The 18,631-nt window shown below is 62.0% G+C and carries 15 protein-coding genes; 7 read left to right on the top strand and 8 right to left on the bottom strand.

The features are described from left to right. Positions 1-54: 54 nt before the first annotated feature. On the top strand, positions 55-465 hold the full coding sequence (locus B9Z01_RS26540) for a DUF2471 family protein (RefSeq protein WP_085488526.1): 411 nt from the start codon (positions 55-57) through the stop codon (positions 463-465). 120 nt (positions 466-585) lie between these two features. After that, positions 586-1,668, top strand: a complete 1,083-nt coding sequence (locus B9Z01_RS26535; RefSeq protein ID WP_085488525.1) for a tyrosine-type recombinase/integrase — start codon at positions 586-588, stop codon at positions 1,666-1,668. Positions 1,669-1,728: 60 nt separating this feature from the next. Here the strand turns inward: B9Z01_RS26535 and B9Z01_RS26530 are convergent, their stop codons facing one another. Continuing rightward, entirely contained in the window at positions 1,729-2,955 is a 1,227-nt protein-coding gene (locus B9Z01_RS26530) for a DNA-binding protein (RefSeq protein ID WP_085488524.1), read from the bottom strand. A gap of 2,116 nt (positions 2,956-5,071) precedes the next feature. Here B9Z01_RS26530 and B9Z01_RS26525 point away from each other — a divergent pair. After that, positions 5,072-6,421 (top strand): replication initiation protein, encoded by a 1,350-nt coding sequence (locus B9Z01_RS26525; protein WP_085488523.1) that lies wholly within the window; start codon positions 5,072-5,074, stop codon positions 6,419-6,421. A gap of 86 nt (positions 6,422-6,507) precedes the next feature. Here B9Z01_RS26525 and B9Z01_RS26520 read toward each other — a convergent pair whose 3' ends face one another. Continuing rightward, positions 6,508-7,563 (bottom strand): ParB/RepB/Spo0J family partition protein, encoded by a 1,056-nt coding sequence (locus B9Z01_RS26520; protein WP_085488522.1) that lies wholly within the window; start codon positions 7,561-7,563, stop codon positions 6,508-6,510. A gap of 24 nt (positions 7,564-7,587) precedes the next feature. Then, entirely contained in the window at positions 7,588-8,247 is a 660-nt protein-coding gene (gene parA / locus B9Z01_RS26515; RefSeq protein ID WP_085488521.1) for a ParA family partition ATPase, read from the bottom strand. A gap of 491 nt (positions 8,248-8,738) precedes the next feature. On the opposite strand from parA, the gene arsC reads away from it, so the two are divergent. After that, a complete protein-coding gene (gene arsC, locus B9Z01_RS26510) occupies positions 8,739-9,098 on the top strand; it encodes an arsenate reductase (glutaredoxin) (protein WP_085488520.1) in 360 nt (119 codons plus the stop codon). 77 nt (positions 9,099-9,175) lie between these two features. Here the strand turns inward: arsC and B9Z01_RS26505 are convergent, their stop codons facing one another. Further along, positions 9,176-10,159, bottom strand: a complete 984-nt coding sequence (locus tag B9Z01_RS26505) for a sulfonate ABC transporter substrate-binding protein (protein ID WP_085488519.1) — start codon at positions 10,157-10,159, stop codon at positions 9,176-9,178. Positions 10,160-10,411: 252 nt separating this feature from the next. Here B9Z01_RS26505 and B9Z01_RS26500 point away from each other — a divergent pair, with 252 nt between their 5' ends. Both B9Z01_RS26500 and B9Z01_RS26495 read left to right on the top strand, forming a co-directional pair. Next, positions 10,412-11,788 (top strand): GntT/GntP/DsdX family permease, encoded by a 1,377-nt coding sequence (locus B9Z01_RS26500; protein ID WP_085488518.1) that lies wholly within the window; start codon positions 10,412-10,414, stop codon positions 11,786-11,788. A 157-nt stretch (positions 11,789-11,945) separates the two neighbouring features. Next, positions 11,946-12,236, top strand: a complete 291-nt coding sequence (locus B9Z01_RS26495) for a DUF1272 domain-containing protein (RefSeq protein WP_085488517.1) — start codon at positions 11,946-11,948, stop codon at positions 12,234-12,236. Positions 12,237-12,382: 146 nt separating this feature from the next. Here B9Z01_RS26495 and B9Z01_RS26490 read toward each other — a convergent pair whose 3' ends face one another. Together B9Z01_RS26490 and B9Z01_RS26485 are read right to left on the bottom strand one after the other, a co-directional pair. Next, the gene (locus B9Z01_RS26490; protein ID WP_085488516.1) at positions 12,383-12,589 is read right to left on the bottom strand and encodes a zf-HC2 domain-containing protein; all 207 of its coding nucleotides are present in this window, start codon (positions 12,587-12,589) and stop codon (positions 12,383-12,385) included. Continuing rightward, positions 12,576-13,184: an RNA polymerase factor sigma-70 gene (locus B9Z01_RS26485; protein WP_085488515.1), complete on the bottom strand. Its 609-nt coding sequence runs from the start codon at positions 13,182-13,184 to the stop codon at positions 12,576-12,578. Before B9Z01_RS26485 ends, B9Z01_RS26490 begins: the two co-directional genes overlap by 14 nt. 995 nt (positions 13,185-14,179) lie before the next feature. Here B9Z01_RS26485 and B9Z01_RS26480 point away from each other — a divergent pair. Next, positions 14,180-14,734, top strand: coding sequence for an NADPH-dependent FMN reductase (locus B9Z01_RS26480; protein WP_085488514.1), 555 nt, complete (start codon positions 14,180-14,182; stop codon positions 14,732-14,734). 133 nt (positions 14,735-14,867) lie between these two features. Here B9Z01_RS26480 and B9Z01_RS26475 read toward each other — a convergent pair whose 3' ends face one another. Next, a complete protein-coding gene (locus B9Z01_RS26475) occupies positions 14,868-15,989 on the bottom strand; it encodes a hypothetical protein (RefSeq protein WP_085488513.1) in 1,122 nt (373 codons plus the stop codon). Positions 15,990-16,254: 265 nt separating this feature from the next. After that, on the bottom strand, positions 16,255-18,558 hold the full coding sequence (locus B9Z01_RS26470; protein ID WP_085488512.1) for a hybrid sensor histidine kinase/response regulator: 2,304 nt from the start codon (positions 18,556-18,558) through the stop codon (positions 16,255-16,257). Positions 18,559-18,631: the final 73 nt, after the last annotated feature.

Raw genomic sequence — 18,631 nt, 5'->3', positions numbered from 1 at the left:
GTTGCGTCGAGTACTGTATGTTTGTACAGTATCGAGTATCGACTGGAGCCGATAATGAACAACCTGAAAACCGACCCTACCGATCAAGCTCTGGCCGCGCTGCGCTACCAAACCGCCGCGCGCGATCTCGAACATATCGTGCGCAACATCGCGTCGCGCTACATCGTGAAGCAGGTGCCGCTCACCTGGCGTCTGCTGCATGCAATCGAAGCCGAAGCGTTGGCCGACCTCGGGTTTGCGAGCCGGCATGACGACATGATGCTGGGTCTGTTCCAGCGGCCGTCCGATCTGCCTTATCCCGAAACCGATGACACCGTGGATTTCGGCACGTCCAATGCGCTGCCGGCGGTGTTTGCGTTTGCCGTGAGCGCCTATGAAGAAGCGGCGCGGGAAGCAGCCCGTCTTGCGGCGCAACCAGCGCCTCGCGATGCACCACTGAAGCGCGTGCGCGCCTGGGGCGGGTAACGCAGCAGCGGGCTCCGGTTTCTTCGGCTTTTTCGTCCGGTTTTCGCGTTCATTCGGACTTGCGTTCATGAGCGCCTACAATACGTACAAGAAAATGCGCAACTAACGGAAGAAATACCGATGTCACCTCCTCATCTGTCCGATCCCGTTCCACACCCGTCGCCCTCCACCGACCTTTTCGATCAGCACCGCGAAGACTGGCGTCGCGATCCGCAGGTTGCTTTCGACGCGTGGCTCGCGAAGCAGCATTTCAGACGTTCTTCCGCATTGGTCTACCAGGCGCAATGGGGACAATTCCTCGACTGGCTCGGCGCACGGCAAAAAAGCCTGGTCACGATCGATACACACACGATCGCCGAATTCGCCGCTGGACTCGAGATCCGCAAAACGCAGCGCAGCAGGTATTTGCGGCTGATCGAGCGAGTACTCGATCATGTTCGCGAAATTGAATCCGCGTCGACCAATCCGGCCCGTTTCATTGCTCAGGATGGCGAAGCAGCATGGAGAAATGCGCGCGACAATGATCCGACCGGCTTTCTCTCGCATGCCGAACGGACCGCATTGATCGCGCGGTTATTTGCGCCCTTGACGGATTTATCGACGGCGCAGCGCTGGAGAGAACGGCGCGATCGTGCGTTGATCGCCGTGTTTCTGGGCGGTGGACTGAAGACGGGCGAAGCGGCAGCGCTCACGGTTAGTTGCGTAAATGCGGGCTCGCCCTGGGTCACGATCGAGTCGGCGAATCCGATGCTGACGCGGCGCACACGGCTTGCGCCATTCGCGACAGCGATTCTCGACGCCTGGCTCGCCGAACGACGGCTGACGGAACTGGCCGGACATCTCGTCTTCCCCGCCTCGCCGTCCGGGCGCCCAATGCACAAGGCTACGATGCTGCGCGCGGTCGACGCGCTGGTCGATGCCGCGGGAATCGCCGCGTCGCGGACCTCGCGCGCGAGTCCGCAAACCCTGCGCAATACTTTTGCGGCAGATCTGTTCGAAAGTGGAGTGGAAGCGGAGCAGGTCGGCCAGTGGCTCGGGTTCGTGCAGGCAGTGTCCGCGAACCGGCTGTATCGCGCGTGGCAAACGTGGATGGATCGGCAGGATTCACCGGTCACCAACGTGCCGGACCCGGCGGTCCCGCCATTGGCCGCGCCCCGGCGTGACGGCCGTGTGACAAGGAAAACGGGAGCAAATGAGCCCTGAAAATCCTCACCTTTTAACTCCCGAATTTCCTCACCTTTGACGCTTTTGACGCTTTATCCGCTATCGCACGGTGCCGACGGGTGGCGCGGACTGCACGGCCGAATCGCTCGACAGAAACTGGCTGACCGCCGCCAGCCTTGATTCGCCGAGGCCCGACGAGTGCTCACATTCTGGGCAGAGCAGCTCGAAACGGTGATCGACCTGCGACAGTTCCGGCTCACCTTCTTCACATTTCGGGCAACGCGCGGGCAGCGTGACATGGCCGTCCGCCGCGGTGCCGATCAGGCTCAACTCTTCGCTGGTCAGCCGGCCGGAACCGACCAGCGAACAAAGCAGCGCGGCGATTGCCGGATCGATGCCCTGCTGGCCGCGCAGCGCGGTGACCTCTTTCGTCAACGCATCCACTTCATCAGACTGTTCGCGCAGCTGCGCGTCGAGCCGATCCGCGCGCGCCTTGGCCGCGGCAATCTGCTGAATGAACTCGAATTCCTTGCGGCTCGCGTCGCGAACGCCCGACTGATAGGTCGCGGCCATGCTACGCAGCGAATCGAGTTCGACCAGCATCGGTTTGACGCGTCGCTCGGCTTCGGCAACTGCGTCCTTGATCTGCTGCGCATAGTGTTCAGTGCTTTGCCGCAATTCGACATGCAACGCGTCGATCCGGTCACGCAGCGCGGCATTCGCCGTCTGTTCGGTCTCGAGGCGCTGACGGAGCACCTCGTTTTCCTGGTCGAGCCGGCGCGTGGTCGCCTGCAATCCCTCGAGATGGACATTTCCGTGGGTCGTCGCGCTCGATAACTCGTTTTCGAGTTCGCGAACCCGCTCCCATGCGGCTTCGGTTCGCGCTTCGCTTCGTTTGATCGCCTCGTCGGCCGCGTCGCGGCGAATTTCCGCGTCGCGGGCGCGTTGATCGGCAGCGCTGATCTGGGCGTGGACTTCTTCGCGTTCGCCATCGAGCGCGGCCTTTGCTTCGGCAACCGCTTCTTCGAACAGCGCACCCAATAGTTCGCCCGCACGTTCTTCAAGCGCCTTCGGGATCGCGCCAGCGCCAACTTTGACGCGCGACACATTGCGGATGCGTTCCCAGAAGTGATCGATGTCTTTCGGGATGTCGCTGGCGCTGCCGGTCTGTGTGAGATCGCGAACCGCCGCCATGGACGGGCGAATGCCCAGATCGAAAAAGAGCCGCTTGCAGGCATGGAGCGAAAGATCCTGCCTGCGCACCCCTTGCGTACGCATCGCTTCAAGCTCGCTGCGAATGGCTTGCCGTTCCAGATCCAGATTCATGTCTGCCTCAATGTCACCCAAATTGGATAAATCATAACAATTTACGTAGCGTTTGCTACCAATTTGTTCGTGGAGAGGGAGTCGACGTAAACAGAGGTGCTTTGAAGGACAAAGAGCGCTGCTGAATATGCGTGGAGGACTTTTTCCCGTGAAACAAAACGAAGAATAGCCAATAAGCTCTTGTAAAGAAAGAGGTTTTATTGATTTTCAAATGATCGTGCACTGTTTCACGAACGCTTGCTGATGCTGACGGGTTAGGAAGGTGGTGTCTTGGAAGCTCGCGGGGGAAGTCAGTTGAGAGTCATAAAAGTAAACACCTTTGAACCCTTGTTAAAAACGTTAACGACTCAGCAAACCCTTATCTGGCGGGGATTCTAGCCCGTCAAGGTGAAGCTTTGCGGGAGACGTGGTGAGACTCTGCGGGGAACTCGAGTGATGGGGTTCGGGGATCCTGGTGAGAAGGTCCGGGACAGAACGTGAGCGGGTTCAGGAAACGCCGTAAACATGCGGTTTGGCCAAAGGTGAGATTTTGCGGGACGCTGGCGCCCTGAATCGCGCGGCCATGCTCGAAAGTCCTTTCCTAGGTCAGTTGGATCAAAGGTGAGTGCTTTCGGGAGGTCGATGGGAGCTGATTTTTGGGCTTGTTTTAGGGCTGTTAACCCTATTGGTGAGCCGAGTCGGGAGAAAACGCGAACCGAAGGTGAGGTTTTACGGGGCCAGCCGGTCATTTTTGCCTCAGTTTTGGGCATTCGAGCCGCTAAGGTGAGCTTTTACAGGATAGAACTCGAGTCGAGGGGCCGAAGCCGGTCCGCTGCGTTGGCCGGCCGGCAAGTGCGGCAATCGGAAAGGTGAGCGAATTCGGGATGTGAGCGAGCGGTTGGACTTGCAGACCTGATCCGGCTGCCGATTTGGCTAAAGGTGAGATTTTTCGGGATGCCTGGAAGTCGTTTCCAAGCCTCAAGGTGAGGAGATTCGGGATCCAGAGCAAGATTATCGGCTGGAGACGCCCGTCTGATGGTAGTTGCGAGCCCCCTAATTTGCGAATACTGGATTTCAAAGGTGAGGTTTTTCGGGAAGCCTGGATGCGATTAGTGGAAAGGCTCGCGAGGCCGGAAAGTGATTCGAGGTGAGAACTTTCGGGAGTAGCGGGTGATGGCGGGTGCCTGTGGATTATCGCAAGTCACTGAAATCATTGAAATCTTGTCCCTCCGGCTGGAAAGGTGAGGTTTTTCGGGACTTTCTATGGCCGCCGCGCGTCTGCTTCGGAAAACCTTGAAGGCGAGGTTTTTCGGGAGGCTTTTTGGGTGCGAGGCGGTGCTGGCGCGGCTGGAGGGCGCGCTGGTTCACATCGTTCGACGGCGTTAAGGTGAGCTTTTTCGGGGGCATTTGAGAAAAGAGATTTCGATCAGAGAGCAAAGCTCGGGTTGGTCGCGGGCTTGAGCCACCGTTTTGAGCCCGGTTTTCTGAATGAGACGGAGCAGCAGGTCAGGCTAAATCAATAGGCAATCGCCTGTTTGGCGTTGGAGAGCGTCACCGGGCGGCCGCCCGGATTTTCTGCGACGAGGATGAGGTTGTCAGCGCGGGTGTCTGAGCTAACCGGGCGGCATCCTGTGGACTAACCTCGCTGCGCCGCACGCAGCCTCTCAATGGCGATAGTCTTCGAGCTCCCCGTGAGGTCTGGAACCCGTCCCGGCTCGACGCACTCCCCTCTCAGACTGTGCCGATAATGCATCCGTCGATCCGACGTTTGCCTGGACGGCATCATCCCGCTGGCGGCAAAACGCATCCGACGCTCTGCCACCGGGTCGGCACGTCGCGGTACCCCGTTGTTTATGCGATAGCTCGAAAAAAATCGCAAATTTTTTGAGGTGAGAAGATTCGGGATAGAGCGCTCCCCGTTCGTGCGCACCGCAAATTTGATCTGATTCGCGAAGGCCGCGACCTGCAAGGAGAGCCCGAACCTGGCGGCGCGCGGGTCAGGTGAGGGTTTTCGGGAGTTGCTCGAGGTGAGTCGCGCTTCGTAAACTTGCATCACCGGCAACGGTGAGATCGACGCTATAGACGCGTATCACCACAGCCGGTATGCTCACGCGAAATTCCCTCTTCACCTCGACGCATGGCCACGAAGCGCGCGAAAAAGACCGATGTAGTCAGCCCGAGCTCCGCTGAGTTGCGCAAAGCCGTCGAGGCGATCGCGATCCAGCCCAAGAGCGGCAAAATCACGCTGCTTACCCGCAAGCTGTTCAACGTGCTGCTCGCCGTGGCCCAGCAGGCGGATGAATCGGGCGACACGTACCGCGCCTTGCTGTCGGACATCGTTGCGAACTCGGCATTCGATTCGAACGACACCGCGCTCGTCAAGGAGCACCTGCGCCGCATGGTGTCGGTGCAGGTCGAATGGAGCACCGGCACGTCCAGCCAGAAGCCTGGCCGCAAATGGGGTATTTCGACGCTGATTGCCGACGCGGAAATTCTCGAAGACCCGAACACTCGCCGCGTCTGGGTCGAGTTCTCGTTTGCGCCGAAGATCAAGAAAAAGCTGCTCGATCCGGTTCAGTATGCCCGTCTGAGTCTGCAGTTCCAGAGCCAGTTGCGCAGCAGCGCGGGCCTCGCGCTTTATGAGATCTGCGTGCGCTATCTGACCAACCCAAGCCATCTGACGATGCGCGAGACGTGGGAATGGTGGCGCCCGATCCTGTCGGGCACGCCGGACACGGAAGCGGGCGACGAAGCGAAGCGCGAGTACAAGTATTTCAAGCGCGATTATCTGCGTCCGGCGATCGCCGAGGTCAACGCAGTGACGAACATCTTCGTGGAGCTGATCGAGCATCGTGAAGGGCGTCGCGTCGCCGAAATCCAGTTTCGCGTGACTGAGCGCAAGCAGCCGATGCTTGCGCTCGACGAACATCCCAACGTGTTCGACAGCACGCTGGTCGACCGGATGGTGAAGATCGGCATCCCGCTCAAGGAAGCGCAGACGTTGTATGCCGACAGCGAGGAAAACCGCATCCGCGCGGCTTTGCAGATGACCGAGCAGCGCATGCGTAGCACGTCGCTGCCGCCGGTGCGCAGTGCGCCGGCGCTGTTCAAGGATGCGTTGAAGAAAGGCTATGCGCCGCCCGTCGAGACATTGCCGTTGGCCGGCAGTGTCGGGAAAGTCGCCGCGACGCCGGCTGACGATCTCAAGGCGCGTCTGCTCGGCGAATACTCCGCGTATCGCCGCAAGCAGGCCTACGAGTTGTACAACGAGCAGGGTGAGTCGGAACGGGATATCGCACGGCAGTCTTTCGAGGAAGAGGAACTGCCGGGGCTTGGCACCCACATGCGGGACGACTGGCGCCGTCGTGGGCTGGATTCGAAGATCGTCGAAACGGTTTTCTTCGACTGGCTCGCGCGTAAGACCTGGGGCGAACCGACCGACGGTGACCTGCTCGCCTTTACGCTGAGCCAGTCGCGCGCGGCCTGAGCGGTCAATATCGCCCGCTAGCGGGCGGTCTTCAATGAACTCACCGATGAAGCGTGGCGCGCGAACGCGCCCGCCACTCCGCCCACCTACTTCAGCATCTTTTCGATCTGTCGGAGAATGTCATCGCGCTTTTCACGCGTGAGGCCTTTCAGGCGCAACTCGAGCCGATCGTCCCCGTAGGACTTGAGGTCGCCAACCGAGACTCCCTCAAGTTTGATTTCCAGACGTTGCGCATAGCGTTGCCGGCCTGCCGGCTTGGTGCTTTCCTGCGCGGTCGCCCTGCCCTTGACGATGTCGGCGACCTGGCGTGTGCTCAGGTCGTCGGAGAGGATCCGGTTGATCAGCCGCAGCGTGGCTTCCGCGCCCCGGGCGGTGTGATACCGGCCCACCTGGTATGCCATGTTTGAGCCGAAGCGGTCGGGACGCGCGACCATCTCGTGCATGATGGTTTCCGGCAATTTGGCGATGGACAGCGCGACCGCGACGGTCGATTCGTCCAGCCCGAGATGTTCTGCCAACTCCTTCTGGCTCTGGAAATGCCGCTCATCGAGAAAGCGCTTCCAGACGACCGCGTTGTCGAACACCGTCTGCGAGTCGCGCTGGACGTTCAGGTCGTAGCCGAGCTTATAGCTCTGGAGGCCAATCGGCAGATCGATGACGATCGCTTTCACCGACTCCTTGTTCGCCTCTTTCAGCGCCCGCACGCGCCGGCCGCCGTCGCTGACAAAATAGGTGCCGGGATTATCGTAGTCGGGGATGACGTGAATCGCCTGTTGCTGCCCCTGCTTCGCCAGATTGACGGCGAGCTCCGCAATCGACGATTTCAGATAAAAGTGCCGCGGATTGAAGGGGCTTGGCTTGATCGCTTTGAGCGCAAGTTCGATGACCTGACCCGGGCGGTAGCCGTGCTCGAGTCTCCACGCACGATAGGCCGCCGATTCGTTGGCCGTGTCGACGGTATCGATTTCCTGGATGCCTGGCGGCAAGACGGCGGGTATCGCACGCCCGGCGTTGGCGGCATTGTTCGGTGCGTTCTTGACCAGGCCGTCGATCGCATTCAGACGATCGAGCGCCGTGCGTTTCTCGCTGCTGGTCGTATCAGGACGTGCTTGAAAGCCTTTGGCGAATTGGGACGGTTTCATTCGGGGTCCTTTATGCGCATAAACTCAGGGGAGCAGGGCGGCGATCTCGTTCGCGCACGCCCTGACTTCGATAGCGGCGAGCTTGGCGCCGCGGTCGTTCATCTGAAGCACGGTCTGCCCTAACGCCATCGCCTGCTTGTAGGCTTCGCGGGTCGGGATCTGGGTCTTGAGCAGAGGGAAGCCGAGTTCTTCCAGAGCGCGCTTCAGCTCGCGCGTCAGCATCCGTTTCTCTTCGGTCTTGTTGAGCAGAAAGACGGCGCGCAGGTCTTCGTTCATGACCTGGGCTTGCTGGACCAGCTTGACGAGGCCGATGCTCGACCAGTAATCGGCGGGCGATGACGACGTCGGGATCACCGCGACGCTTGCCGCGAGCAGCACGACGCCGGAAACTTTTTCAGTGATGGAGGGTGGGCAGTCGACAACGATGATGTCGTAGTCAGCCACGAACTTCTTGATCTCGCGATGGATCTGGCTGCCTGCTTCTGAGAGGTTGACGACGTGGAATGGAATGCCGACGTCGCCGGAGGAAGCGCTGGCCCAGTGGATCAGGGTGTTTTGGCCATCCGCGTCGACGACGAGAACACGCTTGCCTTTTTCGTGAAACGCAGCGCCGAGATGCATCGCGATTGTGCTTTTCCCGACCCCGCCCTTCTGCTGTGTTACCGCGATGATTTCAGCTGCCAAATTTCACCTCCTCTTTTTAGACGCAAATGGATTTTACCTGGATGAATTCCTATTTCAAATGATTTGTGTAAATGAAAACAGGAATTAGCCATTCGGCAGAGGTTTATGCGCATAAAGAGGACAGGCGCGCGCGGAAGTGTTCGGCCAAACAGGTGCGGGCCGAGGGGCTGACGGCTTTTCTCCTCAAGTGTTTGACGAAGTGGTGTTGCGAGAAGCGGCGGTTGCCATGCGTGCGCTGCGCGTTGGCGAGGAAGTCTCTGTTTCTGGTGATCTGGTTACCGCGACGTGCGCCACTGACGTGCGTCACTGATGTGCTTCGGTTAGGTAGGGGCGTGGACAAGACTTTATGCGCATAAACCGGCATATCCAGCTTCTGTCCCACAGGCGAGCGGCCACGCAATCGCCTCACTGCATCCTCGTCCGGTCAGCGGCTAAAATCTCTCTCTATCCCGCTGCAACGACCCTCTACAACGCAAACCCCAAACCACCCGATGATCACCATCTACCACAACCCCCGCTGCTCCAAATCACGCGCTGCCTGCGAACTCATCGCGAGCACCTACAACAGCGCGAATGAAGCAACCGAAATTGTCGAATACCTGAAACAGCCGCTTGGCATCGCCGAGCTCAAGCAGCTCAATGCACAACTCGGTTGCCCAATCCGCGAAATGATCCGCGACACGGAAGCTGAGTACAAGGAACTCAATCTCGCCGATCCATCGCTCACCGACGCGCAGCTATATCAGGCATTAGCGCAGCATCCGATCCTGCTGCAACGTCCGATCGTCGTGCGAAACGGGCGAGCCGTGATTGGCCGCCCGCCTGAAAACGTCGCGGCACTCTTCGCCTGAGCGAACAGGTGAATGTCGAAGTAAAGAAACTCGCGTGACGTAACAACGTCACGCGGCGCAAACGTCATGCGGCGGCGCTAGGCTTTGCCTGCCAGCGCCGCATCCCGGGTGACGATTTTCGTTGGGATCAGACGCAGTTCGGTGAATGTATCGGCGATACGTTGTTGTTCAGCAAGCACGTTCGCATCGACCGGTTTGTAGATATGCGCGTAATGGCGCAAACCTGATTCGATCACGCTCGCGTCGAGCCCCTGAATCGGTGCAAGCTGCGCGGCGGCCTCGCTGTAATGGCCGCGTACCCATTCCCCTTCCTTGCCGATTTCATCCATCGCGATGGCGAGTACCTCGCCGTTCTGCTGCGCGAACGGCCGCGCGCTCAGAAAGAACTGATGGTGACTCACGATACCTTCGGCATCCGCCAGCAGGCGCGCATTCGACTGCCGTTTCGCTGCTTCGAGAAACGGATCCCAGATCGCCCATGCGTCGACCGCACCGCGTTCGAAAGCCGCGCGCGCGTCGGCGGGCGGCAGATAGACGGGTTGAATTTCGTTGAACTTCACGCCGTTCTTCTGCAACGCTGCGACCAGAAACCAGTGCACATCCGAGCCTTTGTTCAACGCGATTTTCTTGCCCTTCAAGTCAGCCAGCGTTTTGATCGGCGCATCCGGATGCACGAGGATGCCTTCGGCGTGCGGCGTCGGAATTTCATACGCGGTGTACACGAAGTTCGCGCCCGCGGCCTGCGCGAACACAGGCGGCGCTTCGCCCACATAGCCGAAGTCGATCGCACCGACGTTCAGCCCTTCGAGCAATTGCGGCCCGGCCGGAAACTCGGTCCATTTGACAGCGATGCCGAGCGGCGCGAGCCGCTTTTCGAGCGTGCCGTGTGCCTTGAGCAGCACGAGCGTGCTTGCTGCTTTCTGATAGCCGATGCGAAATTCTTTCGCGTGCGCATCGGCGGCAAACACGGAAGCGGAGACGACAGGCAACGCGGCGGCGGCCAGCGAGGCTCCCGCGCCGGCAAGAAACGCGCGGCGCGTGAGCGGCGAATGACGGGACATGAAAGTGCTCGTAAAAAAGACGGACGCGAAATGGCCCGATTGGCTCCGACGATAATTCGTCTGCCCGCCTGGACGAACCGATAAATTCGCATAAGCAAATCACGCACGCGCAGCGAAGCATAGGCCGCGACGCACTGTGTCCGCCTCGCTGCGGCGGGTCGCCACCGGCCGCTACAATCTGCCAACCGTGCGGCTAGCCGCGTGCCAGCCACGCAACGCCGCGCCTGCCTCAACCGATTGAAAAGGGACACCGTGCATCTGACGACAACACTCGCTCCGTGGGCCGCCCACGATACTCAACTCATTCTGTCGTGTGCGCTCGGACTCGCACTGATCATCGTCTTTATCAGCGTGCTCAAGCTCGCGCCGTTCCTGTCGATACTGGTCGGCACGTTCGCGGCGGGCTTTGCGGCCGGTCTGCCGCTCGAAGCGATTGCGAGCGCCTTCAGCAAAGGCGCGGGGGCGTTGCTCGGCGACGTCGGCATCATCATCGCGCTCGGTGCGATGCTCGGCGCGCTGATGGCTGAGTCGGGCGCCGCCGACAGGCTCGTGTCGACGATCCTCGAACATTCGACGCCGCGCACGTTGCCATGGATGATGGCCGTGGTCGCGTTGCTGATCGGCTTGCCGCTCTTCTTCGAAGTCGGCCTCGTGATGATGGTGCCGATCATCTTCGTGATGGCGCGCCGCTCGCAGCAGCCGATTCTGCGCATCGCGATTCCCGCGCTCGCGGGCATGACCACGCTGCACGCGCTGCTGCCGCCGCATCCGGGTCCGCTGATCGCGGTGAGCGCGCTGCACGCCGACCTCGGTCTGACGCTCGGCCTGGGTCTCATCGTCGCGATTCCGGCCGTGATTCTGGCGGGCCCGCTCTATGGCATCTGGTTGTCCAGGCGGATGCATGTCGTCGAGCCCGAAGAAATGGGCAAGCTGTTCTCCACCCAGCAGAACGGCGCCGAGCCGCCGAGCTTCGCGATTTCACTCATTACGATCCTGCTGCCTGTCGTGTTGATGCTCGGCCGCACGGTTGCGAAGCTGCTGCTTCAGCCTGAGACCTTCCTGTTCAACACGCTGAATTTTCTCGGCGAGCCGCTGGTCGCGCTCGGCTTCACCGTGCTGTTCGCCGTGGTGGCGCTGGGCTGGTCGCGAGGCATGGCGCGCGAGCGCGTCGGCGGCATTCTGCGCAAAAGCCTGCCGCCGATCGCCGCGCTGCTGCTCACCATTGGCGCTGGCGGCGGCCTGAAACAGGCGCTCGTGGTGGCGGGCATCAGCACGACGATCGGCAAGATCGCGGTGGGCGCGCATATGCCGCTGATTCTGCTCGCCTGGCTCATCGCCGTCGCGCTGCGCCAGGCCACCGGTTCGGCGACGGTCGCCACGACGACGACCGCCGGCATCGTCGCGCCGGTCGTGGCGGGCCTCAGCGCGACGCACAATTCGCTGATGGCGCTTGCGATCGGCGCGGGCTCGGTATTTTTCTGTCACGTGAACGACGCGGGTTTCTGGATGGTCCGCGAATACTTCGGACTGCAATTGAAACAGACGGTGCTGGTCTGGTCGGTATTGCAGACGATCGTGTCCGTCGTCGGACTCGTGTTGACGCTCGTGTTGTGGACCACGTTGACCTGACGCCGCACCCGGGAGCCGGGCGCAGCGTCATCGCCGGCAATTGGCTCATGCATGCACGCATGCGCTGCCCGCTTCTCCCCGCGCGCCGCGCCGCTTACACTGGCTGGCGAACGAGGCGCACTCCGCGCCTCGCGTTCCTGAAAAGCGGAGCCACGCCATGCTCGAGTTGAGACCGTCCTGCGAAGGCTGCGGCAAGTCACTGCCGCCGAACGCGACCGACGCGATGATCTGCACGTATGAATGCACGTTCTGCGAGGTCTGTGCGTTTACGAGGCTGCGCAACGTATGCCCGAATTGCGGCGGCAATTTCCAGCATCGACCGATTCGTACGCGTGCGCAGCTCGAGAAACATCCGGCGCGTACCGAAGCCCATCCCGTCTTTATCGATGAAGCGTCGCACGCGCGCTTTTTCGAACGCTACCGGGACACGTCACCCAGCGAGCGCTGAGCGGAGCCGGCCAGTGCGGCTGACGTGACGTGAGCCGCGAGGCACAGACGCCGTGCGACGCGCCTATGCATGTGCATAGGCGGCGAGGCACATCAACCACCACTCAGCGCCCAGCCGCCCAGCCACCTCTTCCCACCCGCCACGTTTCAATCGTCGCCATTCGCGGCCGCATCCGGCGTTGCGATTCCGCTCGCCGTATGCGCCGCCGCACGCAGCAAACGGATCTGCTTGCGATAGTTGCGGCAGCCGCTGCAAGTCGGCAGATGCAGCCGGATCGCGAACCACTCGCCAGCCGTGAGCGACCGGTCGAGCGCGTCGGATAACAGGCGCGTGATGTTCTTACACTTCCCCATTCGCATCCTCGCTCGATAAGCCTTTTTCGCTCAGGCACGTGCGCAATCGCAGGCGCGCGCGGTAGATCAGCACGCTGCAATGATTGGCGTTGATCTGCAATTCGGCGCAAATGGCCGTGATGTCGAGATCGAGAAACTCACGCATCATGAATACGCGACCGATATGTTCGGGCAGATGTTCGAGGCACATCTCGAACAAGGTCCAGAATTGCTGCTGACGCAATGCGGTTTCGGGCGTCGGCCACGGGCGCGGTTTCGTCTCCGGCGACCAGTGGCCGTTGTCCTTGAACAGCTCGCGATCGAGCAGCGCCTCGCCGTCGAGTTCGGATTCGAGCGCCGACAGATTGACCGTGCGCTGTCGCGCGCGCAGCGTGTCGACGAGCTTGTGCCGCAGGATGCCGAACACCCACGTCTTGTGTTCCGATTGCGCGGCGAACCGGTCGGCCTGGGTCCATGCGGCCGTGAGCGCTTCCTGCACGGCGTCTTCGGCTGCCGCGGCATCGCGCAACTGCAGGCGGGCGAAGCGCACGAGATCGCGCCGCAATTGCGCGAGGTAGACGGGATCGTCGAGCGCCGGGCCGCCTAGCTGCGCCATGCCGAGCTCCGCCGATGCGCCGGCCAGCGTTTGTCGCGCCGCGCGTGTTTTTCCAGGACTTCGCGATTCATGAGCGGATGGCCGTCCTTGCAGTGTCTGCAAATGAGGGAGCCATTCTCCCCCATGCTCCGGCGCAAGCGAATCGGTATTGAACATATGCCCTTGGTAAGCGATGGCCAAAGAGCTTGGTCGCGCGTCACGGCAGCTTATGACAGCGGCAACATATTATTGCGAAAAATGAAATCGAAAGACTTGGCGGAAACTGCGGTATATCGGCGTGATGGTCAATAAAATTGCGCCGCTTTGGCATCGGATTAGCACATCAAGGTGAGGTGGATTATCTCAATTAATAAAATAATGTCTTCTTGTCTTCGCTGTTTGTGGGTGTTCATCGGCTCGTTATGCTTCAGGCCATCGATCGCATGAGATCGCGAACCACACGCAAACGAGGACTCCCACCATGAAACGCATTCTTTCCGCCCTGATTGCTTCCGTAGCGCTGTTTGCAGCCGCTTCCGGCGCAGCTCACGCTGCCGCTCCGGCTCCCGCTCCGTGCAACGGCCCGGCATCGTATTGCAACGTGTTCTTCGGCAACTGAGCGGAGCGCGGCGGCCGGACGAGTACGCTCCGGCTGGCAGATGAAAATCCGTCGACGCAGCAATAGCAATAGCAACGCGTCGAGGCCAAAACAAAGGGCGCCGGAAACGGCGCCCTTTCTGCAACGTCCTCGCGCCGATTTGCCTCAAATCGTCCCGACCCGGAGGCAGGCTTGATTGACAAGGCAAAAGTCTCAGTTATCCACAAGGTTATTCAGTGAATTTGTGGATAACTTCGCGGGATAGAAGGTTATCCACCGGCGCTGTCTTTGCGATCCCGCTCCGGCTTGCGCAAGAAGCCCCGATTTGCTGCTCCGCGTCGCCAGCCGCGCGGCTTTTGCCTATGATGGACACCTCGTACCCTTTGCGCGTCGAGCGCCTTACCCGAGGAAACGAACCATGGCCTATCACATTGCAGTTGTCGTCGGCAGCCTGCGGCGGGACTCGTTCAATCGCCAGTTGGCCCAGGCGGTGATTTCTCTTGCTCCGTCCGATTTCACTTTCGAATTCATCGATATCGGCTCCTTGCCGCTCTACAGCCAGGAGTACGACGCCGACTATCCCGAAGCGGGCAAGAAGCTCAAGCAGCGAGTCGAAGCTGCGAACGGCCTGCTGTTCGTGACGCCCGAATACAACCGCTCGATGCCTGGCGTGCTCAAGAACGCGCTCGACTGGGGGTCGCGCCCGTGGGGCACGAATTCATGGGGCAATAAGCCCGGTGCGGTCATCGGCACGTCGCTCGGTGCGACCGGCACGGCGCTCGCGCAGCAGCATCTGCGCAACGTGCTCGCCTATCTCGATGTCGCGACGCTGGGTCAGCCGGAAGTCTTCATCAAGCACGATGCCGCGGCCATCAACGAAAAAGGCGAGATCGTGAACGACGGCACGCGCAAATTCCTGCAGACGTTCGTCGATCGCTACGTCGCTTGGGTCAAGCGGTATACGGCGGCATAACCCATACCAGAAACACCTTGGGGCGGCGCGACGCATAGACAGCGGCCGCGCCGCGCACGGGCAGCGCAGTGGGCAACACAGCACAACGCGGCGGCACCGTCCGATTAACCGCCCGCCCAGCCACTTACCTCGCCTAAACGTGGTGATGCCCCGTCACCCGCTCCCATCCATGACGCACCGCGAGCTTGAAGCGCTCCCATGTGCTTTCCGGCGCCGTGTTTTCCCAATGGCGCCGCGCTTCGGGCTCGACCTCTTCCCACGGGCGGTCACGGAAATGCACATCGTTGCCGATTTCCGCGCCATAGCGATACGCCGGCACATAGTCTTCGTAACGCTCGTTTCCGCTCGCGTACTGCTCGTCGTAGTGCGCGCGAAAATCCTCTTCGTATTCGAGATATTCGTTCGGTATCTCGCCAGGGCCGGCATCCGGCTGCCCGCTTTCCGGGACGATTTCAGACGGCTGCATTACCGCGCCCGAGCCCGGCGCCGAGCCTGCTGCGATCGCACTGCGCTCCGCATGACCGACCTGCGGATCCGTGACCGGTTCATTGACGGGGCCGGTCGTGGGCCGCTCGTTGAGCGGCGGCGGCACGAACGGTTCGGCGTCTGTACTGCCCGGGGGCACGGTGTATAGCGGATCGCGGGGCGTCGTCTCCGTGGACTGGCGTGGGGCGCTGGCCGCCGGGGTCGCGCCTGTCGTTCCGGCTACGCCGCTGTCGCCGGTGTTTTCAGCCGCAGTGCCCGGGCGAGTTGCTCCCGCCGCTCCAGTCGCTTCCCGTGCGACCGTTGCCGCCGTCGTCGGGCTCGATGTGCGCGGCGTGCCCGGCATCACCGCTCCGATGCCGAGTTCGTCGAGCACCGAATATTCGCGTCCGGCCGAGGTTTGCGTTTGCCAGTCGGGCAACTGGTCGCCGATGTCCGTTGCACCGAGCCGCACGAGCGTATTGCGCGCGAGTTCCGCATGCGACTCGCTCGCGGCGCTGACGCACACGAGCACCGCGCCGCGCCGCATCGCTTCGGCGTAGCGCGCCGTGTCCGGCGCGCGCGAGCCGGGCGCGAACAGGCTCGACAGAAAGCGTTCGATATTCGCCAGCACGCCCGCGTTGGCGACTTCACCGGTGAGCGAGCCGACCGACGGCTCGGGGTTCGCCTGCAGATCGATCTTCTCGCGCGCAAAACCGGTTTGCACGAGCGTGTTGCGGGCGCTTTCGGCTTGCACGTAAGTGTCGAATAAACCAATCACGGTATGCTGCATGGCTGTCTCCCGACATGTTCAGGCGTAACGGGCAGCGTCGGACGCGCTGTCCACCTCCACCTTGCTCAGATATACCCCGCAACGATCGTGCCGGGGGTAGGCCGCGCGCCCGTATGTCTCGCTCTGATGCCCGCCGCGCGGGGCGCCCATGCAAAAAAGCGCGGCGTGTCGCCGCCGCGCTTTTACAAGTTTCTGGTAAATGACGCCTATGCTGGCGTGCCTCGTGCCTCGTGCCTCGTGCCTCGTGGGCGCCAGGCGATGGCTGTCAGGAATCCGCGGGATGTGTCGCCGGATCGATGTCCGTTGGCGCGAGATCGTGCTGGATCCCTTCGAGCAGTTTCTCGAGCAAGCCGATATCGAACGGCTTGGAGAGTACGCGTACGTTCACATGCCGCGCGCGGTCCAATTCCTCCGCATAGCCGGTGACGAGAATGACCGGCAACCGCGTGTCGAAGGCGAGCACTGCTTCGGCCAGATCGATGCCGTTCAGCTTGCCGGGCATGTGAATGTCCGACAGCACGAGATCGAACGGCAGCGGCTCGCCGGTGTCCGCGCGCTTCGCGCGGGCGTCGTCGAGCAGGCGCAGCGCCATGTCGGCGTTGAACACGCAGGTGACCTGGTGGCCCATCATCTGCAGCAGCGCCTCGGTGCCGGCGGCCACTTCCTGGTTGTCCTCGACGAGCAGGACGCGCAGCCCTTGCGGCGCATCGCTTTCCTGGGCGCCCGCTTCGACCGGGCTGGCGCTCTGTGGTTCGGCGCTCGCGCGCGGCAGGTAGAGGCGCACCGAGGTGCCCGCGCCGATCGCGCTGTCGATGGCCGCGAGCCCGCCCGAGCTCTCGCAGAACGCGAAAACCTGCGGCAGGCCGAGGCCCGTGCCCATGCCCTTCGACTTGGTCGTGAAAAGCGGCTCGAACGCGCGCGCGAGCACGTCGGGCGCCATGCCGGCACCGGTGTCTTCGAGCGAGAGCTGCACGAACTCGCCGGTGAGCGGGAAGCCGTCCTCATGACGGAACACGACATTGCTCGCCCGCACCGTGAAGCGCCCGCCGTTGGTCATCGCATCGCGCGCGTTCACGGCGACGTTGATGAGCGCCAGTTCGAGTTCCGCGGCGTCGACGCGCACCGGCCACGTATCGACGCCGCTGTCGATCACGAGCGACACTTTCGCGCCGAGCGACGCGCGCAGCAGTTCGCGGCACGTCGGCAGCCAGCGTTCGAGCGACAGCGTTTCGGTGCGCAGCGGCTGCTTGCGCGCGACGCCGAGCAACTGCCGCGTGAGCGACTGGCCGCTCTTGAGCGCGCGCTCCATCGCCGACAGTTCACGATCGACCCCGCCCACGCCACGCCGCCGCACGATCTGCACGTTGGCCGAGAGGATCATCAGCAGGTTATTGAAGTCGTGCGCGACGCTGCCGACCAGCGTGCCGAGCGCCTCCATCTTGCGCGACTGGCGGTACGCGGATTCGACCGAGCGGCGCATCGACGCTTCGGCCTGCCAGCGCTCCCACGCTTCCTCTTCCGCGCCGAGGCGGCGCAGCGACAGCCAGATCACGCACCACAGCGCGATCGACGGCGTGAACATCGACAGGATCAGCACGCTCAGATGCCGGTACCAGGCGCTCCAGATGGCCGAGGTGCGATAGCCGCACAGCACATACACGGGATACGAGCCGACGTGCCGGAACGCGACGATCAGATTGCCGCTCGCGAGGTTCGAGCGCATTCGCACCACGCCCGCGCGCCGCCCCTGCGCGACCGCCTCGGCGAACGGCGAAGCGGGCGTGAGTTCCGCCGGCCCGCGCGGGCCGCTGGGATAATGCGCGAGCACCGCGCCGTCGGTGCGCACGAGGCTCATGACCATCGGCGTGTCGTTGCTGCCGCCGAGCAGCTCGCGGTAGAACGCGTCGAAATAGCCCGGCCGCAGCGCGATCGAGACGACGCCCGCGAACGAGCCGTCGGCGGCCTTGCGCTCCACGCCCATGTTGAACACCTGTTCGCCGGCCACGTGCCCGTTCATCACTTTCGACACGTGTTCGAGCTCGTTGCCGTCGCGTATGCCGACGAAGTCCGCGCGCTCGCCGATCGACAGCACCGGCACCGGATAAAACCGGCTGCTCGCGAGCAGCGCCCCCTCGAGTCCGAAAATCGACACGGCGGCTACTTGCGGATAGCCGCCGCCCATCGTGCGCAGCTTGTCGTGAATCGTGGGTTCGCACGCGCGGATGCCGTCGTCGTCGAGGCCTTCGGTCAGATCGACGATGCGCGAATTGAGCGCCTCGTTCATGTCGAACACTTTCAGCGCGTGTTCCTCGGCGACGCGCACCGTGCGCAGCGTCATGTCGGTCGCGTCGGCCTCGCGCGAGCGCAGATCGGTGAATGCCATCGCCGCGACGTAGGCGAACGGCAGCACGACGGCCACGACCAGCAGCGCGATCAGCGTGATGCGCCGCACGTGGAAATTCTGCTCCGGCACGACGGGGAACGACGCGTCGTCCTGCTCGCGAGCGGAGTCGCGGGAGAAGTGGGAAAGGCGGCTCGCCCGTGGCGAGTCGACCCGGTCTTGTGTCATTTTCGTTGATGCCAAAAGTCGTCTGGAACTGGCAGGCTCCTAGCGGCCCGGTATCGGCTCATTGCCGCATTCA

Origin of the sequence: Paraburkholderia susongensis, from assembly GCF_900177725.1 — a bacterium.
Lineage (GTDB): Bacteria > Pseudomonadota > Gammaproteobacteria > Burkholderiales > Burkholderiaceae > Paraburkholderia > Paraburkholderia susongensis.
Note: the sequence above shows the minus strand (reverse complement) of the source record. Positions and strands in the feature narration are given on the sequence as shown.